The sequence below is a fragment of the Bacillus sp. JST-5 genome, from assembly GCF_057747715.1.
Genome location: NZ_JBYLHW010000003.1, coordinates 63,138 through 83,297, shown reverse-complemented (window position 1 = coordinate 83,297; position 20,160 = coordinate 63,138). Strand labels below are relative to the sequence as shown.

Here is a 20,160-nt window from a genome sequence, read left to right as displayed (position 1 = left end):
TTTTTTCTTTTTTTGCAAAGGTATTTGGACTGGAATATAAAATACTTTGTGTACTTTTTGAAAACGTAGATAAGATAACTGAATTCGATAGATTTATAAATATAAATTTTTATTGACTAATATTACCAAAAAATTATATACTATATTTAACAAATAAAAAGTCAAATATAATATTTAACTTTTTAGATGGAGGTGTTCGATGAAACTTGGTGACATTGCTCAAATAAAAACTGGGCTGGTATTAAGTAGAAAAAAGGCAGAGATGGACTTTGATGCAAAAGCTACATATAAACTACTGTCTGTCAAAAATATTGATGAAGATGGATTGTTCATAAACAATTCCTTCGATGTATTTAACAGTAATGAAGTGCTAGAAAAACATTACTTTACTGAAGAAGGCAATATTGCCATGCGTTTAAGCCACCCGTATACGGCAATTTACATTGATAAAGAGCATTCTGGGCTATTAATCCCTTCATATTTTGCCATTATTAAAGTAAATGAATCAATAACGTTACCTCAATTTGTAGCATGGTATCTGAACACAATCAATGTAAAAATGGAATTAGAACGTGCTCAAGCAGGAAGCAGAATCCCAAGCACGAATCAACATACACTCAAGAATATTCCAATAAAGTTGCCACCAATCTCAAAACAAAAAAGATTAATTGAAATTTTCCAATTGCATCAAAGCGAGAAAAAGCTGTACAGAAGATTAATAGAAGAAAAGGAAAGATTTATTCAAGGAGTTATTCAGAAAATTATAGGGGGAGAAGAAAATGACTGAAATTACTACACAAGAGAAAATTAACAGTGTTCTATGGCAAGCGGCAGATACCTTTAGAGGGAAAATAGATTCATCTATTTACAAAGATTATATCTTAACGATGCTGTTTATTAAGTATTTAAGTGATACATACAAAGAGAAAGTGGAAGAGTATACAGAACGGTACAACGGTGATGAACAACGGATTCAACGAGCATTAGCAAGAGAACGTTTTGTACTGGACGAAACATCCACATTTGACTATTTGTATAGCAAAAGAAATGATCCAGAAATCGGTGAAATCATCAATAAAGCATTAGAACGAATTGAAAATGAAAATGCTGGAAAACTACGTGGGGTATTCCGTAATATTGACTTTAATAGTGAATCAACTCTTGGCAAGGCGAAAGAAAGAAATGCTATGCTTAGAACTTTATTGGAAGACTTTAATCAACTTTCATTAAGACCATCTCAATTAGGAAATGAAGATATCGTAGGAAATGCTTATCAATATATGATTGGATTATTTGCCTCTGATGCAGGGAAAAAAGGTGGGGAATTCTATACACCTGCTGAAGTATCTGAACTTCTTGCAAGACTTGTTAAACCACAAGAAAACGACCGCATATATGACCCAACTTGTGGATCTGGTTCATTATTATTAAAAGTTGCAAAACAAGTTCCAAGTAAAAAAGTTGCTATTTATGGTCAAGAACGTAATGGTCAAACTCATTCACTTGCATTAATGAATATGTACTTACATGGTATTGATGATGCAAAAATTGAATGGGGTGATACATTAGCAAATCCATTGCACTTAGAAGATGGCAAGTTAATGAAATTCCAAGTAATCGTTGCCAATCCACCATTCTCTTTAGATAAATGGGCAATGGGATTCGCAGGTGAGGGAACAAACGACAAGAAATTTAAAATGGAAGCTAGTCTTGATCCACATAGAAGATTTGAATGGGGAGTTCCACCTAGTTCAAAAGGGGACTACGCATTTGTGCAACATATGCTTTATTCATTAGCAGAAAACGGACGTATGGCAACGATTTTACCTCATGGTGTCCTTTTCCGTGGTGCAAGCGAAGGAAAAATTCGTAAGCAAATTATTGAATTAAACCTATTAGATGCAGTTATTGGATTACCTGAAAACTTATTCTATGGTGTAGGAATACCAGTCTGTATCATGATTTTCAAAAAAGATAGAAAACGAAAAGATATTTTATTCATCGATGCTTCTGGTGAAGAACATTATCAAAAAGGGAAAAACCAAAACAAATTAAGAGAGCAGGATATCCAAAAAATCGTTGAAACCTATGAAAAACGTGAAACGATTGATAAATATTCCTATGTTGCAACACTTGATGAAATCAAAGAAAACGACTATAACCTAAACATCCCACGCTATGTCGATACTTTCGAGGAAGAAGAACCAGTGGACATGGAAACCGTAAAACAAAACATTGCGGATATTAAAAAAGAACTTCAAGAAGTAGAGGCACAAATGGATCAATATTTAAAAGACTTAGGATTATAGGCGAAAAATTTTGGGGGAAATGTTTATGAATAAATATTACAAAACTGAGATTGGGAAAATTCCTGTTGATTGGGATGTAAAAAAAATTAAAGAAGTTGCTAAAGTAAATAGTAGTAGTTTAAGTTCTAATACCCCAGAAGAATATGAGTTTTTTTATTATGATTTATCTGCTGTTGATAAAGGAAAAGTAGTTCATCCAAACGAAAAAATCAAATTTAAAAATGCACCATCTAGAGCTAGACGATTGTTTAAAAAATATAGCATATTAATGAGTACGGTAAGGCCAAATTTACAGGGATTTACTTTTGTCGATTTTGATTCTAAAGACTGTGTATGTTCAACAGGCTTTGCTGTAATTGAATGTAAACATGAATTAGATGCTATGTATATTTATCAGAATTTATATTCTCATCTAGTAACAACTCAAATTAACAAATTAATTGTAGGTTCTAATTATCCAGCTATTAACACAAAAGATGTTGAAGATTTAAAGATTCCGTATCCTAAAAAAGATATTGAGAGAAGAAAAATAGCAGCAATCCTTTTTACATGGGACAAGGCGATTGAACTAAAAGAAAAGCTGATTGAGCACAAAAAAGAGCAGAAAAAAGGGTTAATGCAGAAGTTGTTGACAGGTGAAATAAGATTAGCAGGATTTGAGGGAGAATGGAACGAAAAAAGATTATCCGAGATTTTTAAAATAACTTCTGGTAAATCCAAGAGTAGCTATATTGAACAAAATGGTAAGTATTTCATTGTAGATATGGGGGCAATATCCACAGAGGGAAAATTAATTACCAAAAAGAAAACTAATATAAATAGTGATTTGTTGAATCTGGGAGATCTTGTAATGGCGAAGGATGATATTGGTGGAGGAAATATCATTGGGAAAGTAGTTTATATAGATGAAAATAACAAATATATTTTAGGAGATCATGTATATAAACTTGAATGTTTAGAAGGAGATTCAAGGTTCCTAGCATATCTTATAAATAGTTATCCTATAAATATGGATTTTCGTAGAAAAGCTACTGGTACAGCCCAAAAAGGCCTTGGAAGAAAAGATGTTGAAAATCAAATAATAAAAGTTCCAAATTATGAAGAACAAAAAGCTATATCTCAAATAATTACATCTGTAGATAAAGAGATACAGCTTCAATTAAAAGAATTAAATGAATTAAAAATTCAAAAGAAAGGTCTTATGCAATTATTATTAACTGGTAAAGTCCGAGTGCAGGTGTAAATCCTTCACTCTTTTCCCTTTTTTAATTTGGAGGTGTGATGATGCCTAGTGCGAAAAGTTATGATGAACGTTATATTAGTCAAATCCCTGCAATTGAAGTGTTAAAAAAATTAGGGTATCAATACATACCAACAGAAGTCGAACAAGAAATGCGTCAAAATCTACACGATGTATTGCTACGAACAGTATTGGAAGAGAAACTAAAAGAATTAAATTCCTATGAATATAAAGGTGAAATTCGTAAGTTTAGTAGTTCAAATATTCAACAAGCCATTCGAGATTTAGATGAATCCTTAACAAACGGTTTAGTGAAAACTAATGAAGCTATTTATGAAACCATCATGAATGGTCGTAGTTATACAGAACTTTTACCTGATGGTTCAAAAAAATCCTTTACAATTCAATATATCGACTGGAAAAACATTGAAAACAATGTGTTTCATGTTGTCGAAGAATTTGTAGTAGAAAGAATGGATGGTCGGGGAACGGTTCGCCCTGATCTTGTGCTTTTTGTAAACGGAATTCCTTTTGCGGTTATTGAATGTAAACGAGCATCTATTTCGATGAAACAAGGAATTGAACAAATGGTTCGTAATCAAGGGAAAGACTATATTCCTCAACTGTTTAAGTTTGTTCAATTAGTCATGGCAACAAATAAAAATGAAACGATGTATGCGACTTGTAATACACCGAAAAAATTCTGGTCTGTATGGAAAGAAGAAAAAGAAGATTGGCTTAATATTTGGTTAGAAAAAACGGTTCAAAATAGACTACCAACAAACCAAGACCGTAATATTATTTCTTTATTCCATCCTGAAAGATTACTAGAAATAACTCGATACTTTACACTGTTTGATAATGATGTGAAAAAGGTTGCTCGTTATCAACAATACTTTGCTATTAAAGAAATTGTAAAAACAATCGAAGAACGAGATGAAAATGGCAACAGACAAAGCGGAGTTATTTGGCATACACAAGGTTCAGGGAAATCGCTCACAATGGTGATGCTCGCAAGATATATTTTATCGGAGCTCTATCAATATAACCCGAAAGTCATTGTCGTAACTGACCGTATAGAACTGGATAAACAAATCCATAAAACCTTTAGCCATACAAGATTAAAAGCAAGTCGAGCTACATCAGGTGGTCATTTAATAGATCTTATAAATGACAACAATGCGGATATTGTCACAACGTTAGTCCATAAATTTGATACTGCATCTATTAAACAAAAACCAAACGAATCTAAAGATGTTTTTGTACTTGTTGATGAATCTCATCGTACTCAATATGGTGAGCTTCATAACAAAATGAAAAAAGTTTTTCCAAATGCTTGTTATTTAGGTTTTACAGGAACACCGCTAATGAAAAAAGAAAAAAATACAATGATTAAGTTTGGAAAACTTATTCATAAGTACACAATTGCTGACGGTGTTCGTGATAAAGCGATTGTTCCTCTTTTATATGAAGGAAGAATGGTGGAACAAACGGTTAATCAAAAAGCCATTGACAATCGTCTTGAAATGATTACACGAAATCTAAATGAAAAGCAGAAGGAAGAAGTAAAACAGAGATGGAGTAAATATGAAAAATTGGCTTCATCAGAACAACGAATTTATTTAATTGCGGAAGATATCAATAAACATTTCATGGAAAACTACAAGACTCAAGGAAGCCAATTTAAAGCTATGTTTGCAACAAATAGTAAAATTGAAGCGATTCGCTATTTAGAGGCTTTTGAGGAATTAGGAGATTTGAATTGTGCTGTAGTGATCTCTCCTCCGGATCAGAGGGAAGGTCATGAAGCAGTGGATGAAGAATCAAAGGACAAAATCCAACGATTCTGGAAGCGAATGATGGACCATTACGGTACACCAGAAAATTATGAAGATGCGATTAAAGATGAATTTATAAATGGGGATGAGCTTGATTTATTAATAGTTGTTGATAAATTATTGACTGGATTCGATGCTCCTCGGGCGACAGTGCTCTATGTCGATAAACCTATGAAAGAACATACTCTTTTACAAGCCATTGCACGTGTTAATCGTCTCTATGAAGGGAAAGATTATGGGTTAATCATAGATTATCGTGGGTTATTGGAAAAATTGGATCAAGCCATGCAGATTTATTCAGGTGCTGGATTAGAAAACTTTGATCCAGAAGATTTACAAGGTGCTATTTACGATATTATTAGTATCATAGGATCATTAAGGCAATATTATTCAGACTTACATCAAATTTTTGCGCCAATTAAGAACAAAAATGACCGTGAAGAATATGAAGTATGGCTGGAAGATGAAGAGCGTAGAGAAGAATTCTACAATGTATTAAGTAATTTTGGTAGAAATCTAGGTATTGCACTAGAATCTGAGAAAATCTACAATGCTTTACCTGCTGAAGAATTACAAAAGTACAAAAAAGACTTTAAGTTCTTCCAGGATTTACGTAGGAGTGTAAAGCTAAGATATTCCGATACCATTGATCATAAAGAATACGAAGCCAAAATGCAGAAGCTGATGGACAATTATATTTCAGCTGAGGAAATTATCCGTATTACGAATCCTGTGGACATATTAAATTCAAAAGCTTTTGAGGAAGAAATCGAGAGACTCGGTTCAAAACGAGCAAAGGCTGATGCGATTCGTACTCGATTAACTAAGAGTATTCATACAAAATGGGATGAAAATCCATCCTATTACAAAAAGTTTTCTGAAAGGATTCAAGAAGCTTTACAGGAATATCGGGATAAGCGAATTTCCGAAGCGGAATATTTAAACCGCATGAAAGAGATTATGAAGAGTTATCAAAGGGGAGATACGAATGAGAGATTTCCAGAAGTTATTAAAGAAAATCGAAATGCCCAAGCCTTTTATGGTGTGACAAAGGACATTTTAAGTGAAACTAAAGAAACAGCAGCAAATTATGATACAAACACATTGGGCGACTTAGCCCTAAAAATGGATGAAATTATTAGGAAACATCAAAAAGTTGATTGGCATGATAATTTGGATATTCATAATCGCATTGCTCAAGAACTTGATGACCTTCTTTTCGACTACAAAGACAAGTATAATTTGAACATGGACCTAGATACCATTGATAAAATCATTGAGCAAATCAAAACAGTTGCTTTAAGACGTTACTAAGGCAGGGAACAACATGGAAAAACACCAAATTGTATATGCCAATAAAATCATTGATTTTTCGGTAAAACGGAAGAAAGTAAAAAATGTTAATCTTCATGTAAAGCCTGATATGACGATCGAAGTCACTGCAAGTGAGCGAGTTCCGATTGAATTTATTATGGATTTTGTGAAATCAAAAGGTTCTTGGATTCTTAAAAATGTGGGGAACTTTAAGGACGTCCAGCCTTTAAGGCAAAGTGAACGGGAATATGTTAGTGGCGAAACCTTCAAATACCTAGGGAAACAATATCGACTTAGGGTTCAGAAGACAACCGATGTAGATAAGGTGAAATACTTTCGGGGATTCATTTATTTATATGTGAAGGATACCGATAATGTTGATAGGAAAGCGAAGTTGATGGAAGAATGGTATCGAAAAAGAGCCAACATAATTTTTAATGAATCCCTAGAAAAAATGTATTCGTTAATTCAAAAGTATGGTGTAGAAAAGCCAAATATCGATGTACGATTAATGAAAGCACGTTGGGGTTCAGCGTTAATTGATAATAACACAATACTATTAAACTCTGAACTCATCAAAGCACCAAAATACTGTATCGATTATGTAGTCTTACACGAACTCATTCATTTCAAATACAACAACCACAGCGAAAAATTCTATCAAATGTTGTACTCACTAATGCCCGATTGGGAGAAACGAAAAAACATACTGGATGAAGAAATCGTAAAGGACTTGTAATGGATTAATATAGTAATTGTAAAGGCGAACTACTCAGTTATAAACATAACAGAATAAACATCAGAAGGCAGTTCCTATCTTTTTCAAGGGAACTGCTCTTTTTATACTAATAAAAAGAATAGGGGGAATCATATTGGAATTTAAGATTACAATACCTACTGATAGCGAAGGTTAATATTCTTTAGAATGTCCCTATTGTAAGGAAAAATTCAAAGTATTGGTAGGAGACATAGATAAAGAGGAAACAATAGAATTATTCTGTCCTTATTGTGGATTGATTAATGATAATAGTAGTTTTTTTACAACCGCAGTTATTGAACACGCTCAAACTCTTGCTATGAATTACTTGAAACAACAACTTAATAAATCTTTTTCTCAGTTAAGTGGGATATATTGGCCCACCAGCAGCACTTCCTGGAGAAGAGGTGAAACACTAATGGAAATAAACTGGAATATTATGTTTTTGTTCCTAGCTTTAATTTTGGGAATAATCTTATGTGAAAAACAAGAGTTGAAAAAAGCGTCAAAAGCTGACAAAATAACATTTTTTACATTGTTATGTTTGTCAGCGTTTTTTGTCCTTTTTTAAAATGGAGAATCTCCCAGGTCCGTTTAAACTTCTCAACTATATTTTTGGGTTTTTTCTTAATACGGATGATTTTGCCTATTTGACGATTCATTCTGCATGAAAGATAAAGGATTAAAGGGTCACCTTTGATTTTTTCTAATTCTAACCTTTACTCCTTCCAAAGGTAAATTTGGAAAGTGAAAGGCATAGTATCCACCGGCATATTGTCCGGCATAATCCAATTGTGTGACATAAAAAGCATCGTCCATAAAAATTTCAATGTAATCGCCTTTCGTTAACTCCCATCCATTGACTTCATATCTTCCGTTTAGATTTAAATGTAGTTCTCCTTCAGTTAATATTGGATTTTGAATGTAGTCAATTTTTTCTATCATTTCTTGTCCATACTGTTCATCCAACATTTGCAGATATTTTTGCAATGATTTCGTATCAACATCGTGAGCTTGATATTGTTGTTGGAAAGTAGATAATTCTTTTAACTTATTCGATAAGTCTTTTAAAAGAGCCATTGCTTGATCAATCATTTTTCATTACTCCTTAAAAAATTAACACTTTTTTCATTCATTTTACTATAAATTTCATCGCTTATCGTAGTATGATTAGTTTAAACGCAAATTTATTGGAACAATAATTCTTTTAAATTTGTCCATAATATGTATGTGAGAAAATGAAAGTAACATATAAAGGAGTACATACTATGAAAATAGAAGTTAGTGAGAAAGCATTACGTTGGTTTAAAGAGGAGGTAGGATTAGAAAAAGGCAAAAAGGTCCGTTTTTATACGAAAATCTATGGAACAAGTCCTGTGCAAGAAGGGTATTCGCTTGCATTTACGATTGACCAAGATTCAAACGATGCGGTAGTACAAACCGAATTAGATGGTATTACCTTTTTTGTCGGAGAATCCGATCAATGGTTCTTCAATGGACATGACTTATATGTGGAATATAACGAAAAATTAGACGAGGTTGAATACAAATATATAAAACCATGAAAATGATGGAGTATTGACATGGGAAAAAGTATTGAAGAAATTTTGTCAAAAAAGATTTTAACGGAAGCCAAAGGATATTTAAATGTCGGATTTACCCATTCTTTAAATCCTTATAGTGGATGTGTTTTTGCATGTAAATATTGTTATGTACGAGAAATGCCCATCCAACGTTTTAAAAACATTCCTTGGGGAGAATGGCTGCAAATAAAAACGAACGCTAGAGAAAATTACAGAAATGAAATCATGAAGCTTCGTAGAAAAAATGCTAAGGTTAACCTTTTTATGTCATCCGCAACAGACCCATACCAACCGATGGAGCGAAAGGCCAGAATTACTCGTAGCCTTCTGGAGGAAATGATCGACCATCCCCCCGATTTTCTCCAAATTCAAACGAGAAGTCCGTTGATTACAAGGGACATCTCTTTAATATCGAAACTTAATGAAAAGTGCAACGTTCTTGTCTCGATGACGATTGAGACGGATCGAGAGGATGTTCGAAAAATTTTTTCTCCATTTGCTCCGTCTATTCCATTGCGTATTCAAGCACTCACACAAATTCATCAGGCTGGAATTCCGACTCAAGCTTCAATTTCACCAGTATTACCTTTTACTCCTGAGTTTCCTCAATTATTACAAGATATTGCAAACCATATTTGGATCGATACATTAAATATAGGCGACGGTAGCATGGGCAAACGCTCAGCTAGACTTGGAATGCCTCAAATCTTTCGTCAATTCGGTTTCGAAGATTGGTATGATAATGATTTACATTGGAAGGTTAAAAAATATTTTTTGAAGTTTTTACCTGAAGAAGTGGTACGTGTTTCAAAAGATGAAGTCTATTTAGAGAAAATGTAGATTAGAAATTTAGCTGGAGAATATTTTGTTCTTCGGCTTTTTTAAGTTGGGAAATTTTTATTGAAAAATTATTCATACATTGAACAGTCATGACGTATGCATAAAACAAGCCTATGAAAAAGGGAAAAGGATGATACATATCGAAAAGGATATAAAAAATAGAATGAAAAAACGAAAAGGACATTGTTTTTAATACTTCAAAATTGTTAGAAAGGAGATCAATGAGTGATTTGAAAGGATGATTTAAAAATGAACATACTTGTCACGATTAATTCGAACTACATGTTACCTCTAAAAGTCATGCTTAAGTCACTATTCTATAACAATCCCTGCCAAACGTTCTCCATTTATGTCATGCATTCAAGTTTAAAGGAAGAAGAAATAAAAGAGTTAAAAAGATTCGTAGAAAATCATAATGGCCAACTAATAAATATTCAAATTGAAGATTCTTATTTTCAAGACGCCCCTGTGTTAATGCATTATACAAAAGAAATGTACTATCGACTTCTAGGGTTTAAGTTCCTGCCACAAGATTTAGATAGAATTTTATATTTAGACCCTGATATTTTAGTATTAAATTCGATTGATGACCTATATCATATGGATTTAGAAGATTACTTATATGCCGCTGCCTACCATGATAAAATATCGGTGAAAGAAATTAATCGAATTCGACTCATTCCGTATAGTATAGATGCTTACTATAATTCAGGCGTACTTCTGATGAATCTTTCATTGCAGAGAGAACTGATTCAAGAAGAAAAAATTTATGAATTTGTGGAAAAAAATAAAAAGAAACTCATTATGCCTGATCAAGATATTTTGAATGCCCTTTATTCGAAAAAAATAAAGAGTTTAGATGAAACGATTTATAATTATGATGCAAGATTTTTCAGCCTATATAAATTAAGATCTAAAGGCAAATGTGATATGAATTATGTTATTCATCACACCGTCTTTCTACATTTTTGTGGAAAAAAGAAACCGTGGAACAAAACGTATAGCGGGAGATTCCATGCCTTGTATAAACATTATGAAAAAATGGCTTTAGCTGTATAGGTTCCGTAAATATAAGTTTAGGTTGAATAAATTCCAGTTTGCTACAGTTACCCATAACGACTGTGGCTTTTTTTTTTATGCTCTGATAATTTTTCTTGTTGATCATCAATAAAAATGGCTCTAATGTTGGAGCTTAAGGAAAAATGATTTGTTAATATGAATTTGCAAGTCGACAAAAATTTGCAACTAGTTTGATTTTATTTGCAAGTCGATGGTTCAAGGGGAAATTAGTTTAACAAGTAATCGAAAAATCTTGCAACTTGGACTGGTTTATTTGCAAGTTAAACATTTGAGGTCTATTTTTTCTCATAAAGGAAGGATTGGTAGATACCAATCCTGACCGAATGGATGAATATTTGCAACTATGATGAACGAATTTGTAAGTTTGTGAATCGTATTTGTAACTTTTTTATAATTATTTGCAACTCGAAGAAATGAAACTTGCAACTATGCGAAAAATATTTGTAACTATGAAAAAATTATTTGTAACTCACGGATATTTTCTTGTAAGTTAACAAAAAATCCATCAACTCGAATTGATTAATTTGCAACTTAATTGTTTGATAGTGATTTTCCCTATAAAAGGAAGGGGTTTCCACTGCCAAACTGAAAGAACATTTGCAAACTTGACCACGTTTAATTTTCAATAAAAATATTTGTAACCTCAATATTAGAAGAAGATATATTTATAGGTGATACTATCAACCAAGCACAATGTTCTTCAAACTTATTAACCTATGGTTACTGTTCAAGGTTCTGTTGTATTGGTCGTTCAAAGATTAGTTCAAAATAAGAACCCATCGCAACTCCTGATGTTGCAAAGTCAGGGGAGAATATTTGTACAAACCGCCACCCTTGTTCTGCGTGACTTTTAATAACTTCTCGGTAATCTTCTTTAGGCTTTCCAGAAATTTTTTTAAACTCGATTTTCACAAACTTGTATTCAAACATTTTATCATCCTCCTTTTGTATATCTAGCTATTTGTACGTATTCAATAGAAATAGGTTTCGAAAAAACTGTTTATCGTAAACGATTCAATTTGTCTATCATTTCTATACAGATGATGTGGATATACTAAAATCGAGAACGAAACTAGTAAACTATCAAGATGTTTCGTAGCAATTAAAACGGTATATCCATTGTTTTAACATTAAGTTAGAAAAATATTTGACGAAATTGTGAACGAAAGGAATAATATAAATAATAAGGGGGATGAGGATGATGGCAACTAAAGATCGAATGATTAATACGATTAGGTTTTTTGGACTTTCCATTTTGACTATTGGAATACTCTTATTTTTGATCGGATTTTTCCAAACAGGATCGAATATTTTGACACCTATTGGAATTGGTACCATTGTAAGTGGTGTTTTCATCTTTATAATGGGAATTTTTTTAGTGATGACGGAAGAAATAATTGAAAAAAATTAAGCTAATTGGGAATAAAAAATGCGAATGGCCACGAAAGAGGACCATTCGCTTATTATTTATAGAAACTACATGTCCCATAACATCGTTAACAGTGTACCAAAGATCGAAACGAGGGCAATAATAAACCCGTAAAAAATATTTGTATAAATTGGACCTTTATCTTTGGATTCACCTGCATGCATAAATATCACTAATTGTAAACCTGCTTGAACAAAAGCGGTTATTAATAAAATGGTCATTCCTGCTGTAAATGAAAGGTTCAAAAAATAAACCAATAGTGCGACAGCTGTTAAAACGAGAGAGAAAACAAATCCCATTACTTGTTTTAAAGGAAATAATTGTTTCATCTTACATCATTCCTTTCAAATAGACGAAGCTGAAGATAAAAATCCATACGACGTCTAAAAAGTGCCAGTACAATGAGAAAATAAAAGATTTGTTTGCGGTTTGTTCATTAATCCCTCGTTTTTTTACTTGCAACATAATCATGATTCCCCAAAACAGTCCTAGGGTTACGTGAGCTCCGTGAGTCCCTAATAGAGTGAATAGAATAGCTGTAAATGCGCTCACTTGAATACCAGCGCCGATATGAACGTAATGAACGAACTCATAAACTTCTACTCCAATAAACACCAAACCTAGTATTAATGTCACCGCAAAGAATGACAACATCGCTTTTTTATGTCTAAGGCGCATAGCATGAATCGCTAGACCAATAGTAAAACTACTTGTTAATAACAATAAAGTTTCCACAATTACCGGTGCAATTTGAAAAATTTCTGCACTAGACGGGCCATTCCCGATTCGGTTTTCCAATGTAAAATAGGAAGCAAATAACGTTCCAAACAACATGATTTCGGCTCCGAGAAAGATCCAAAATCCTAATATATTTAAAGAGTTTTGCTTTGTACTATATTCAAGAGGTTGCGTGGAAGAATGGTTCATGACTTAGCACCTCCTAATTTCTCTTCAGTTTTTTTAATATCACGGATGGAAATATGGTATCCATGATCTTGTTCAAATGAACGATGAATCATACAAGCAAAAATTCCAAGTGCACTAATAATCGCTAACGCCCATAAGCTAAAGACCATCGCAAATCCGAATACAAAAAAGATCGAGCTCATAATAAACGGGACGCCGCTACTATTTGGCATATGAATCTCTTTATAATCATCTTTAAACAATGAAATTCCTTTTTTCTTCGCTTCCCAAAACGCATCTCTAGTTTCTACGCTCGGAGTTATCGCAAAATTATAATCTGGCACAGGACTATGAGTTGCCCATTCTAGTGTACGAGCATTCCAAGGATCTGAAGAAATGTTTCTTGGTGAATAACGGAAACTATAATAAATGTTATAAACTAGTAAAACAAAGCCGAATGCTAGAATAATAGCACCGATAAAGGAAATCATATTCCAAGTTCCAAATCCACTTGCTTCGGAATATGTGTACATTCGACGTGCTTGCCCATCTAATCCAGAGAAGAACATTGGCATAAACGCGACTAACGTTCCAATGGCAAGTGTCCAAGCAGCCCATTTTCCAATTCGCTCATTTAACATAAAACCAAACATTTTTGGCCACCAGTATGTTAATCCAGCTAACATTGCAAATACTACACCCGGGATAATAACCATATGGAAGTGAGCGACTAAAAACATTGTATTATGGTATTGATAATCAGCAGCTGACATTCCAAGCATGACACCAGTTACTCCACCAATCGTAAACAGTGGGATAAAGAGCAGTGAATATAGCATTGGAACGGTGATTTCAATTTTCCCTTTCCATAATGTTAATAGCCAGTTAAATATTTTAATTCCTGTTGGTACTGCAATCGCCATCGTTGTAATGGAAAAAATGCTATTCGTTAAAGCTCCTTGACCCATCGTAAAGAAATGATGGACCCAAACAAGGAATGATAAAAGAGAAATAATCACCATGGAGGCAACCATAGATGTATATCCGTATAAATTTTTACGTGCAAATGTAGGAATTACCTCACTATATACCCCAAAGGCAGGAAGAATTAATATATACACTTCAGGATGTCCCCAAATCCAAAAGAGGTTTGCCCATAACATATCCATTCCGCCGTTTGTGGTTGCAAAAAAGTGTGTACCAAACAGACGGTCCATTGTCCCCATCGCTAAAGCAACCGTTAAAACAGGGAAAGCAAAAACGATAATAACGTTTGTAATGAGGGCTGCCCATGTAAACATCGGCATTTTCATTAATGTCATACCTGGGGCTCTCATTTTTAAAATCGTCACGATAAAGTTAATACCAGTCATTAATGTACCGATCCCGGCAATTTGAATCGCGATCATATAATAGTTCGTTCCAACCGATGGGCTAAACTCATTTCCAGCTAATGGGAAGTAAGATGTCCAACCGGCATCTGGTGATCCTCCAATGACGAAGGAAATATTGAAAAGCATAGCCCCCATGAAAAATAACCAAAAGCTTAAAGCGTTTAATCTTGGAAACGCAACATCTCTTGCTCCAATTTGTAGAGGAACGACAAAGTTCATTAACGCCATAATAAAAGGCATTGCCATGAAGATAATCATAATCACTCCATGTGTCGTAAACACTTCATTGTAATGCTGAGCATCTAGCAAAGTATTTTCAGGAATGGCAAGTTGTGAACGCATCATAATCGCGTCAACACCGCCTCTAAAAAGCATCAGCAAGGCGGATATTAAATACATAATACCGATCCGTTTATGGTCGACGGTTGTTAACCATTCACGCCATAGGTATCCCCATTTTTTGAAATATGTTAACCCCGCAACAATGCCGATGACGGTTAATCCAATAGCAACCATCGAAGCATATATAGCTGGACTCGGATGAGGGATGGCAAATCTTTCAAAAAACTCCATGTGGAATTACTCCTTTCTTTAAGAGATTTCTAATGTGATAGTAAACAAAACGTTTTAATGGTTATGATCGGAATTTTCATTTTTAATTGAAGCATGATTATGACCTGAGTGTTCACCTTCTGGAGGGGGTGAAAAATGTAAATGTGTTCCGGTAAAGGTCATTTGTCCTAAATGTCCAGGTTTTAATAGCTCATGAAAAGTTTCTTTTGTTAAAGGTTTTGCTGTATCTTTTACTTCTTTGACCCATTCATCAAATTTATCCGGAGACATTGCTTTCACATGGAATGTATTTTCTGCAAAACCTTTTCCATTAAAGTTTGCGTTTCTACCCATAAATTCTCCTGAAGTATCTGCAGCCAAATGTAAAGTTGTAATCATATCTGACATCGCATATTTTTGACCGCCGAGTTGAGGAATCCAAAAACTTGTAATCGGACCATGAGAATATAGTCGGAATTCGATTTTTCGATCTGTCGGAATATATAAATAGTTCACGGTTTCAATATTTTCTTCTGGATAACTAAAATGCCATTTCCAATTGGAAGATGATGCATAGATTACTAACGGCTCTTGATTTTCATAACCCTTTGGTGGAGATTCGACAATGTAATTGCTTTTCACGGATACAAATGATAAATAAGCAACAATTAATACAGGAATCCCTACAATCACAAGTTCTACAAACTTATTTCCTTCTATATGAGGAGGCTCATAATCAGGGTTTAGTTTAGAAGATCTATATTTAATCAGCACATATGCTAACAAACTAAAAACAACAATCACGATCAATAACATAATCGCGATGGATAATTTTATATCGCCAGCTAGTCTTTCTGCTTGAGGTCCTTTAGGATCTAATACCAATAAAGGTTCACAACCAGTTAGCACGACAGCAACAAGAAAAAAGACGCCAAGAAATGCTTTTTTCATGGTAACATCGGAACTCCTTTCTACAAGATTCAAAAACTATGGAATAGTCTATTCTTTGATTATTGTATTTCCCTATTAAAGGGAATACAAATTTTTGTGCATCATTTCACAAAATGTTCACGAGAAAAATGTGATTTTTATCACACAATGTTCACAAAGTGAAAAATTTCACCTAATCATTGGTACTGTAGGGAAGATATAGTATAGAAATAATTGGTAATGTTAGATGTATGAGGGAAAGGGGAAAATAAAAAATATGTTGCAAATGATAATCATTTTCATTTAAAATGAAACTAATTACATATAAAGAATGGAGATGTTCGTGCATGTTTGTTCAATTAAGAAAAACAGTCGTTAAAGAAGGATATGCTGATCAAGTAGTCAACCGTTTTAGTAAAGAAGGAATCATTGAAAAGCAGGACGGATTTATTGATTTAACTGTAATGGTAAAAAAAGTTAGACGTGGGGATGAAGAAGTGGTAGTAATGGTTCGCTGGGAATCAGAAGAACATTGGAAAGCTTGGGAGAAAAGCCCTGAACACATTGCTGGTCATAAAGCGAGATTAGGTCAACCAAAACCTGACTATATCATCAGTACGGAAGGTGGACTTTACGAAATTAAAGCAACTAAAAAAGCAGTAAAATAGGTGTTTACATAATTCGAAATAGTTACAAATAAGGAAGAAGGAGAAATTGAAGAGCTCAATTTCTCCTTTCAATTTATTCATGAAATTTTCATATTTTAAATGGAAAAATGATTTGCCATTCGTAAAATATGATTTTGCACGCTGACAACAATCTTGCAACTAGACTAATTTATTTGCAAGTTGAACGTTTAAGAGTGAATTTGTGAAACGAGTGTTCGGAAAATCTTGCAACTCGTATTGATTTATTTGCAACTCGAATGTTCAAGGGAGTCTTTTTCAGTAAAGGAAGGATTGGTATATGCCAATCCTTACCGATTGAATGTATATTTGCAACTCTGGTGAACAAATTTGTAAGTTTTTGCAGCGTATTTGTAACTTTAGAAAATTAATTGCAACTAGAAACCATCGTATTTGCAAGTGAAAGAAGAAAATTTGTAACTATCGAAGTATTATTTGTAACTTTAGAATTTGAACTTGCAAGTCAATAAAAAACTTGCAACTGAAAAGACTTTAATTGCAAGTAAGAAATTTCACTTAAATTTATTTTTTATATAAAAAGCTAGTGAAATGTTAATAGAATAATTTCACAAAATAATTAGAAATTTGTTCAATTCTCAATTCCAAGGTAGTATAGGAATAAAAGTAATAATAATGAGGTGTAATTTCCATGGGTATTTATAATGACCTAGTTGAAAAACAACGATCATTTTTTCAATCAGGGAAAACAAAAGATGTTCAATTTCGAATCGATTCTTTGGAAAAATTGCATTCTCTAATTGCTGAAAATGAACAATTAATTATGGATGCATTAAAAGAAGATTTAAATAAAAGTGAATTTGACTCATACATAACAGAAATCGGAATTGTGTTAGAAGAAATCCGCTTTATGTTAAAAAACATACGTAAATGGTCCAAACCAAAACGTGTGAAGTCTTCCTTAGCATTATTTGGTTCAAAAAGTTATATTTACCCGGAACCATATGGGGTAGCATTAATTATTTCTCCTTGGAATTACCCGTTTCAACTTTCTATTGCCCCAATGATTGGAGCAATTGCTGCTGGAAACTGTGTAATTTTAAAGCCATCAGAATTTACACCAAAGACATCTGAACTACTTGCAAAACTTATTAACGAAAACTTTCCAGAAGAATATTTGCAAGTCGTTGAAGGTGATATAGAAACAAGTACAGAGCTATTAAAAGAAAAAACGGATTATATTTTCTTTACGGGTAGTGTTTCAGTTGGGAAAAAAATTATGGAAGCAGCCTCTAAACATTTAATTCCTGTTACTTTGGAATTGGGAGGAAAAAGTCCTTGCATTGTTCATAAAGATGCGAATATAAAACTAGCCGCGAAAAGGGTGGCGTGGGGAAAATTTTTAAATGCAGGACAGACGTGTGTTGCTCCTGACTATGTTTATGTACATCATAGTGTGAAAGAATCATTTTTGAACCATTTAAAAGAAGCCATTATTGAACTATATTCCGATAATATTTTTGAATCTGGTACCTTCACTAAAATTGTAACCGATCGACATTTTCAGCGTCTTATCGGATTTTTAGATGAAGGTAAAATTGAAATTGGTGGTCACTATGATGTCAAACATCGATGGATAGAACCGACGGTTGTAACAGATGTTGGATGGGACGATAAAGTAATGCAAGAGGAAATTTTCGGTCCAATTTTACCTATATTAACATATGAAAATTTATTTGAAGCATTGGAGAAAATCAATGGTCGTCCAAAACCATTGGCACTTTATATTTTTTCGGAAAGTAAACAAATTCAAGAACATATATTAAATGAGGTTTCTTTTGGTGGTGGTTGTGTCAATGACACCATTCTACATTTAAGTTCGCCATATTTACCATTTGGTGGAGTGGGAGAAAGTGGCATTGGTGCTTATCATGGGAAAAATAGTTTTGATACGTTTAGTCATGAAAAAAGTGTTTTGAAACAGACAACGAAGTTTGATATTCCATATAGGTATGGGAAAACGGAAAATGCGTTAAAAATGATTAGGAAATTAATGCATTAACAAGATTTACCGTATAAGAACTAGAAAAATGTAGAAGTTAGGTACTCGTGATTTTGTATCATGAGTATCTTTATTTTTATTAATGTCGACGATTTCCGCGGGTTACACCCCGATCTTCATCGTCGTTCGTCCCTTACTCCTGCGGGTTCTCAAAGCTTATCCTAATAAAGTCACGCCTTTACATCTCACTTTTTATTATGTTAAACAACAGTGATGTACAGCAATTCCTGTATGATATTATCTAATGCTGCAATAGGGATATAGTAGAAATGTCATACCGGCTTATTTCCTATTTAAATTATTTTATGACAATGTTAAAGTTTTGAATTGGGTATTACTTTTCTGAAAATTCAAAACGAAAGAAATTTACGTCTATAAAACTATAAGATTGGATATAGTGAAAGTGAGTGGTTTTCTATTCATCTAGGCTAAAACACAAATTTTTGGAAATACATAGCTAGAGAATCAGGCAAACATACAATATCATATATTGTTACTATGAGTTCAGTTTGGTATTGGAAGAGGGAGGACGTGTATTGGTGAATAAAATCATCATGATTGGCTTTCTCATCATTGGAGGGGTATTTATCATGGCTTTTGTTTCAAAGGATCATAATGTAAGTGAGGCGCAACAGAACATGATTGAAGAAAACGTGAAACAATTCTTTCAAGCTTTTCATTTAGATGCTGAAAAAGTAGCCATTGAAAAAATAGGAGACCCTGTAACATTACCGAGCGGTGAGAAGCAATTTTTTGTTTATGTAAAGTATGTTGGAAATCCGAACTTTAATATCGCTTTAGATGTAGATGCTGAAACAAATAATATTAAAACAAAAAAGGAAGAATTGGTTGCTGAAATTTTTAATGTGCTTTACTTGGAAGAAAGATATGAAGACTTTAAACCAGCCATCGATTTTTTATCTTCGCTCAATGTAAAAGATTTAATTAGGGAAAGTGAATCTAAAATTAAATTTTTCTATACCAGTCTAGGAATCAACAAAGAATTGAATCGAAAGATCGTTCAAGCATTTGAAGAATGTGACTTTCGATTGGCGGAATTTAAAGAATATATAAGAAAAAATATGGATTCGTTTAAGAAGTTAAATAGTCTGATTGATATAAGAGGAGAGTTAAAAGGACTAACTTTCGAAGAGGTTAATAAGATCAGGACACATCTAAGCAATATTTTACCAAAGGGAGAATATAATGTAAGTATAGGAATATCTAATTGGGAAACAGGTGCACACGACGGATTGTTTGAAACGATTAAAATCGAGTGAGG

Annotated in this window: 19 protein-coding genes; 13 read left to right on the top strand and 6 right to left on the bottom strand. The window is 33.3% G+C overall.

Annotation, left to right across the window (positions count from 1 at the left end; all coding sequences use genetic code 11):
- Positions 1–199 precede the first annotated feature (199 nt).
- From AC3ASS_RS01695 to AC3ASS_RS01670, 6 genes are all read left to right on the top strand, one after another.
- Entirely contained in the window at positions 200–787 is a 588-nt protein-coding gene (locus AC3ASS_RS01695) for a restriction endonuclease subunit S (protein ID WP_488281766.1), read from the top strand.
- Entirely contained in the window at positions 780–2,309 is a 1,530-nt protein-coding gene (locus tag AC3ASS_RS01690) for a type I restriction-modification system subunit M (protein ID WP_488281765.1), read from the top strand. The genes AC3ASS_RS01695 and AC3ASS_RS01690 overlap by 8 nt, the downstream gene beginning before the upstream one ends.
- Positions 2,310–2,334: 25 nt before the next feature.
- Positions 2,335–3,552 (top strand): restriction endonuclease subunit S, encoded by a 1,218-nt coding sequence (locus AC3ASS_RS01685; protein ID WP_488281764.1) that lies wholly within the window; start codon positions 2,335–2,337, stop codon positions 3,550–3,552.
- Positions 3,553–3,593: 41 nt separating this feature from the next.
- Positions 3,594–6,701, top strand: coding sequence for a type I restriction endonuclease subunit R (locus tag AC3ASS_RS01680; RefSeq protein ID WP_488281763.1), 3,108 nt, complete (start codon positions 3,594–3,596; stop codon positions 6,699–6,701).
- A 13-nt stretch (positions 6,702–6,714) separates the two neighbouring features.
- Positions 6,715–7,440 carry a M48 family metallopeptidase gene (locus AC3ASS_RS01675; RefSeq protein ID WP_488281762.1) on the top strand — a complete coding sequence of 242 codons (726 nt, stop codon included), beginning with the start codon at positions 6,715–6,717 and terminating at the stop codon, positions 7,438–7,440.
- 217 nt (positions 7,441–7,657) lie between these two features.
- On the top strand, positions 7,658–8,029 hold the full coding sequence (locus AC3ASS_RS01670) for a hypothetical protein (protein ID WP_488281761.1): 372 nt from the start codon (positions 7,658–7,660) through the stop codon (positions 8,027–8,029).
- Positions 8,030–8,148: 119 nt separating this feature from the next.
- Here AC3ASS_RS01670 and AC3ASS_RS01665 read toward each other — a convergent pair whose 3' ends face one another.
- Positions 8,149–8,553: a DUF5348 domain-containing protein gene (locus AC3ASS_RS01665; protein ID WP_488281760.1), complete on the bottom strand. Its 405-nt coding sequence runs from the start codon at positions 8,551–8,553 to the stop codon at positions 8,149–8,151.
- A gap of 173 nt (positions 8,554–8,726) precedes the next feature.
- Between AC3ASS_RS01665 and AC3ASS_RS01660 the strand changes: the two genes are divergently transcribed.
- From AC3ASS_RS01660 to AC3ASS_RS01650, 3 genes are all read left to right on the top strand, one after another.
- Positions 8,727–9,023: a HesB/YadR/YfhF family protein gene (locus AC3ASS_RS01660; RefSeq protein ID WP_488281759.1), complete on the top strand. Its 297-nt coding sequence runs from the start codon at positions 8,727–8,729 to the stop codon at positions 9,021–9,023.
- 18 nt (positions 9,024–9,041) lie between these two features.
- Positions 9,042–9,881: an SPL family radical SAM protein gene (locus tag AC3ASS_RS01655; protein WP_488281758.1), complete on the top strand. Its 840-nt coding sequence runs from the start codon at positions 9,042–9,044 to the stop codon at positions 9,879–9,881.
- A 249-nt stretch (positions 9,882–10,130) separates the two neighbouring features.
- Positions 10,131–10,940, top strand: a complete 810-nt coding sequence (locus tag AC3ASS_RS01650; RefSeq protein WP_488281757.1) for a glycosyltransferase family 8 protein — start codon at positions 10,131–10,133, stop codon at positions 10,938–10,940.
- A 741-nt stretch (positions 10,941–11,681) separates the two neighbouring features.
- Here the strand turns inward: AC3ASS_RS01650 and AC3ASS_RS01645 are convergent.
- Positions 11,682–11,891, bottom strand: a complete 210-nt coding sequence (locus tag AC3ASS_RS01645; protein ID WP_488281756.1) for a DUF4177 domain-containing protein — start codon at positions 11,889–11,891, stop codon at positions 11,682–11,684.
- A gap of 268 nt (positions 11,892–12,159) precedes the next feature.
- Here AC3ASS_RS01645 and AC3ASS_RS01640 point away from each other — a divergent pair, with 268 nt between their 5' ends.
- Complete coding sequence (locus AC3ASS_RS01640) at positions 12,160–12,372, top strand: hypothetical protein (RefSeq protein WP_488281755.1); 213 nt, start codon at positions 12,160–12,162, stop codon at positions 12,370–12,372.
- A gap of 65 nt (positions 12,373–12,437) precedes the next feature.
- On the opposite strand, the gene qoxD is transcribed toward AC3ASS_RS01640, so the two are convergent.
- From qoxD to qoxA, 4 genes are read right to left on the bottom strand one after another with little or no spacing between them, the layout of a single operon-like run.
- Positions 12,438–12,719, bottom strand: a complete 282-nt coding sequence (gene qoxD, locus AC3ASS_RS01635; RefSeq protein WP_488281754.1) for a cytochrome aa3 quinol oxidase subunit IV — start codon at positions 12,717–12,719, stop codon at positions 12,438–12,440.
- Position 12,720: 1 nt separating this feature from the next.
- Positions 12,721–13,317, bottom strand: a complete 597-nt coding sequence (qoxC, locus tag AC3ASS_RS01630) for a cytochrome aa3 quinol oxidase subunit III (RefSeq protein ID WP_488281753.1) — start codon at positions 13,315–13,317, stop codon at positions 12,721–12,723.
- Complete coding sequence (qoxB, locus tag AC3ASS_RS01625; RefSeq protein ID WP_488281752.1) at positions 13,314–15,263, bottom strand: cytochrome aa3 quinol oxidase subunit I; 1,950 nt, start codon at positions 15,261–15,263, stop codon at positions 13,314–13,316. The genes qoxC and qoxB overlap by 4 nt, the downstream gene beginning before the upstream one ends.
- Before the next feature lie 54 nt (positions 15,264–15,317).
- Positions 15,318–16,193: a cytochrome aa3 quinol oxidase subunit II gene (qoxA, locus tag AC3ASS_RS01620; protein WP_488281751.1), complete on the bottom strand. Its 876-nt coding sequence runs from the start codon at positions 16,191–16,193 to the stop codon at positions 15,318–15,320.
- A gap of 326 nt (positions 16,194–16,519) precedes the next feature.
- Here qoxA and AC3ASS_RS01615 point away from each other — a divergent pair, with 326 nt between their 5' ends.
- From AC3ASS_RS01615 to AC3ASS_RS01605, 3 genes are all read left to right on the top strand, one after another.
- Positions 16,520–16,840 carry an antibiotic biosynthesis monooxygenase family protein gene (locus AC3ASS_RS01615; RefSeq protein WP_488281750.1) on the top strand — a complete coding sequence of 107 codons (321 nt, stop codon included), beginning with the start codon at positions 16,520–16,522 and terminating at the stop codon, positions 16,838–16,840.
- A 667-nt stretch (positions 16,841–17,507) separates the two neighbouring features.
- A complete protein-coding gene (locus tag AC3ASS_RS01610; RefSeq protein ID WP_488281749.1) occupies positions 17,508–18,878 on the top strand; it encodes an aldehyde dehydrogenase in 1,371 nt (456 codons plus the stop codon).
- A 539-nt stretch (positions 18,879–19,417) separates the two neighbouring features.
- A complete protein-coding gene (locus AC3ASS_RS01605; protein ID WP_488281748.1) occupies positions 19,418–20,158 on the top strand; it encodes a hypothetical protein in 741 nt (246 codons plus the stop codon).
- The last annotated feature ends 2 nt before the right edge of the window (positions 20,159–20,160 follow it).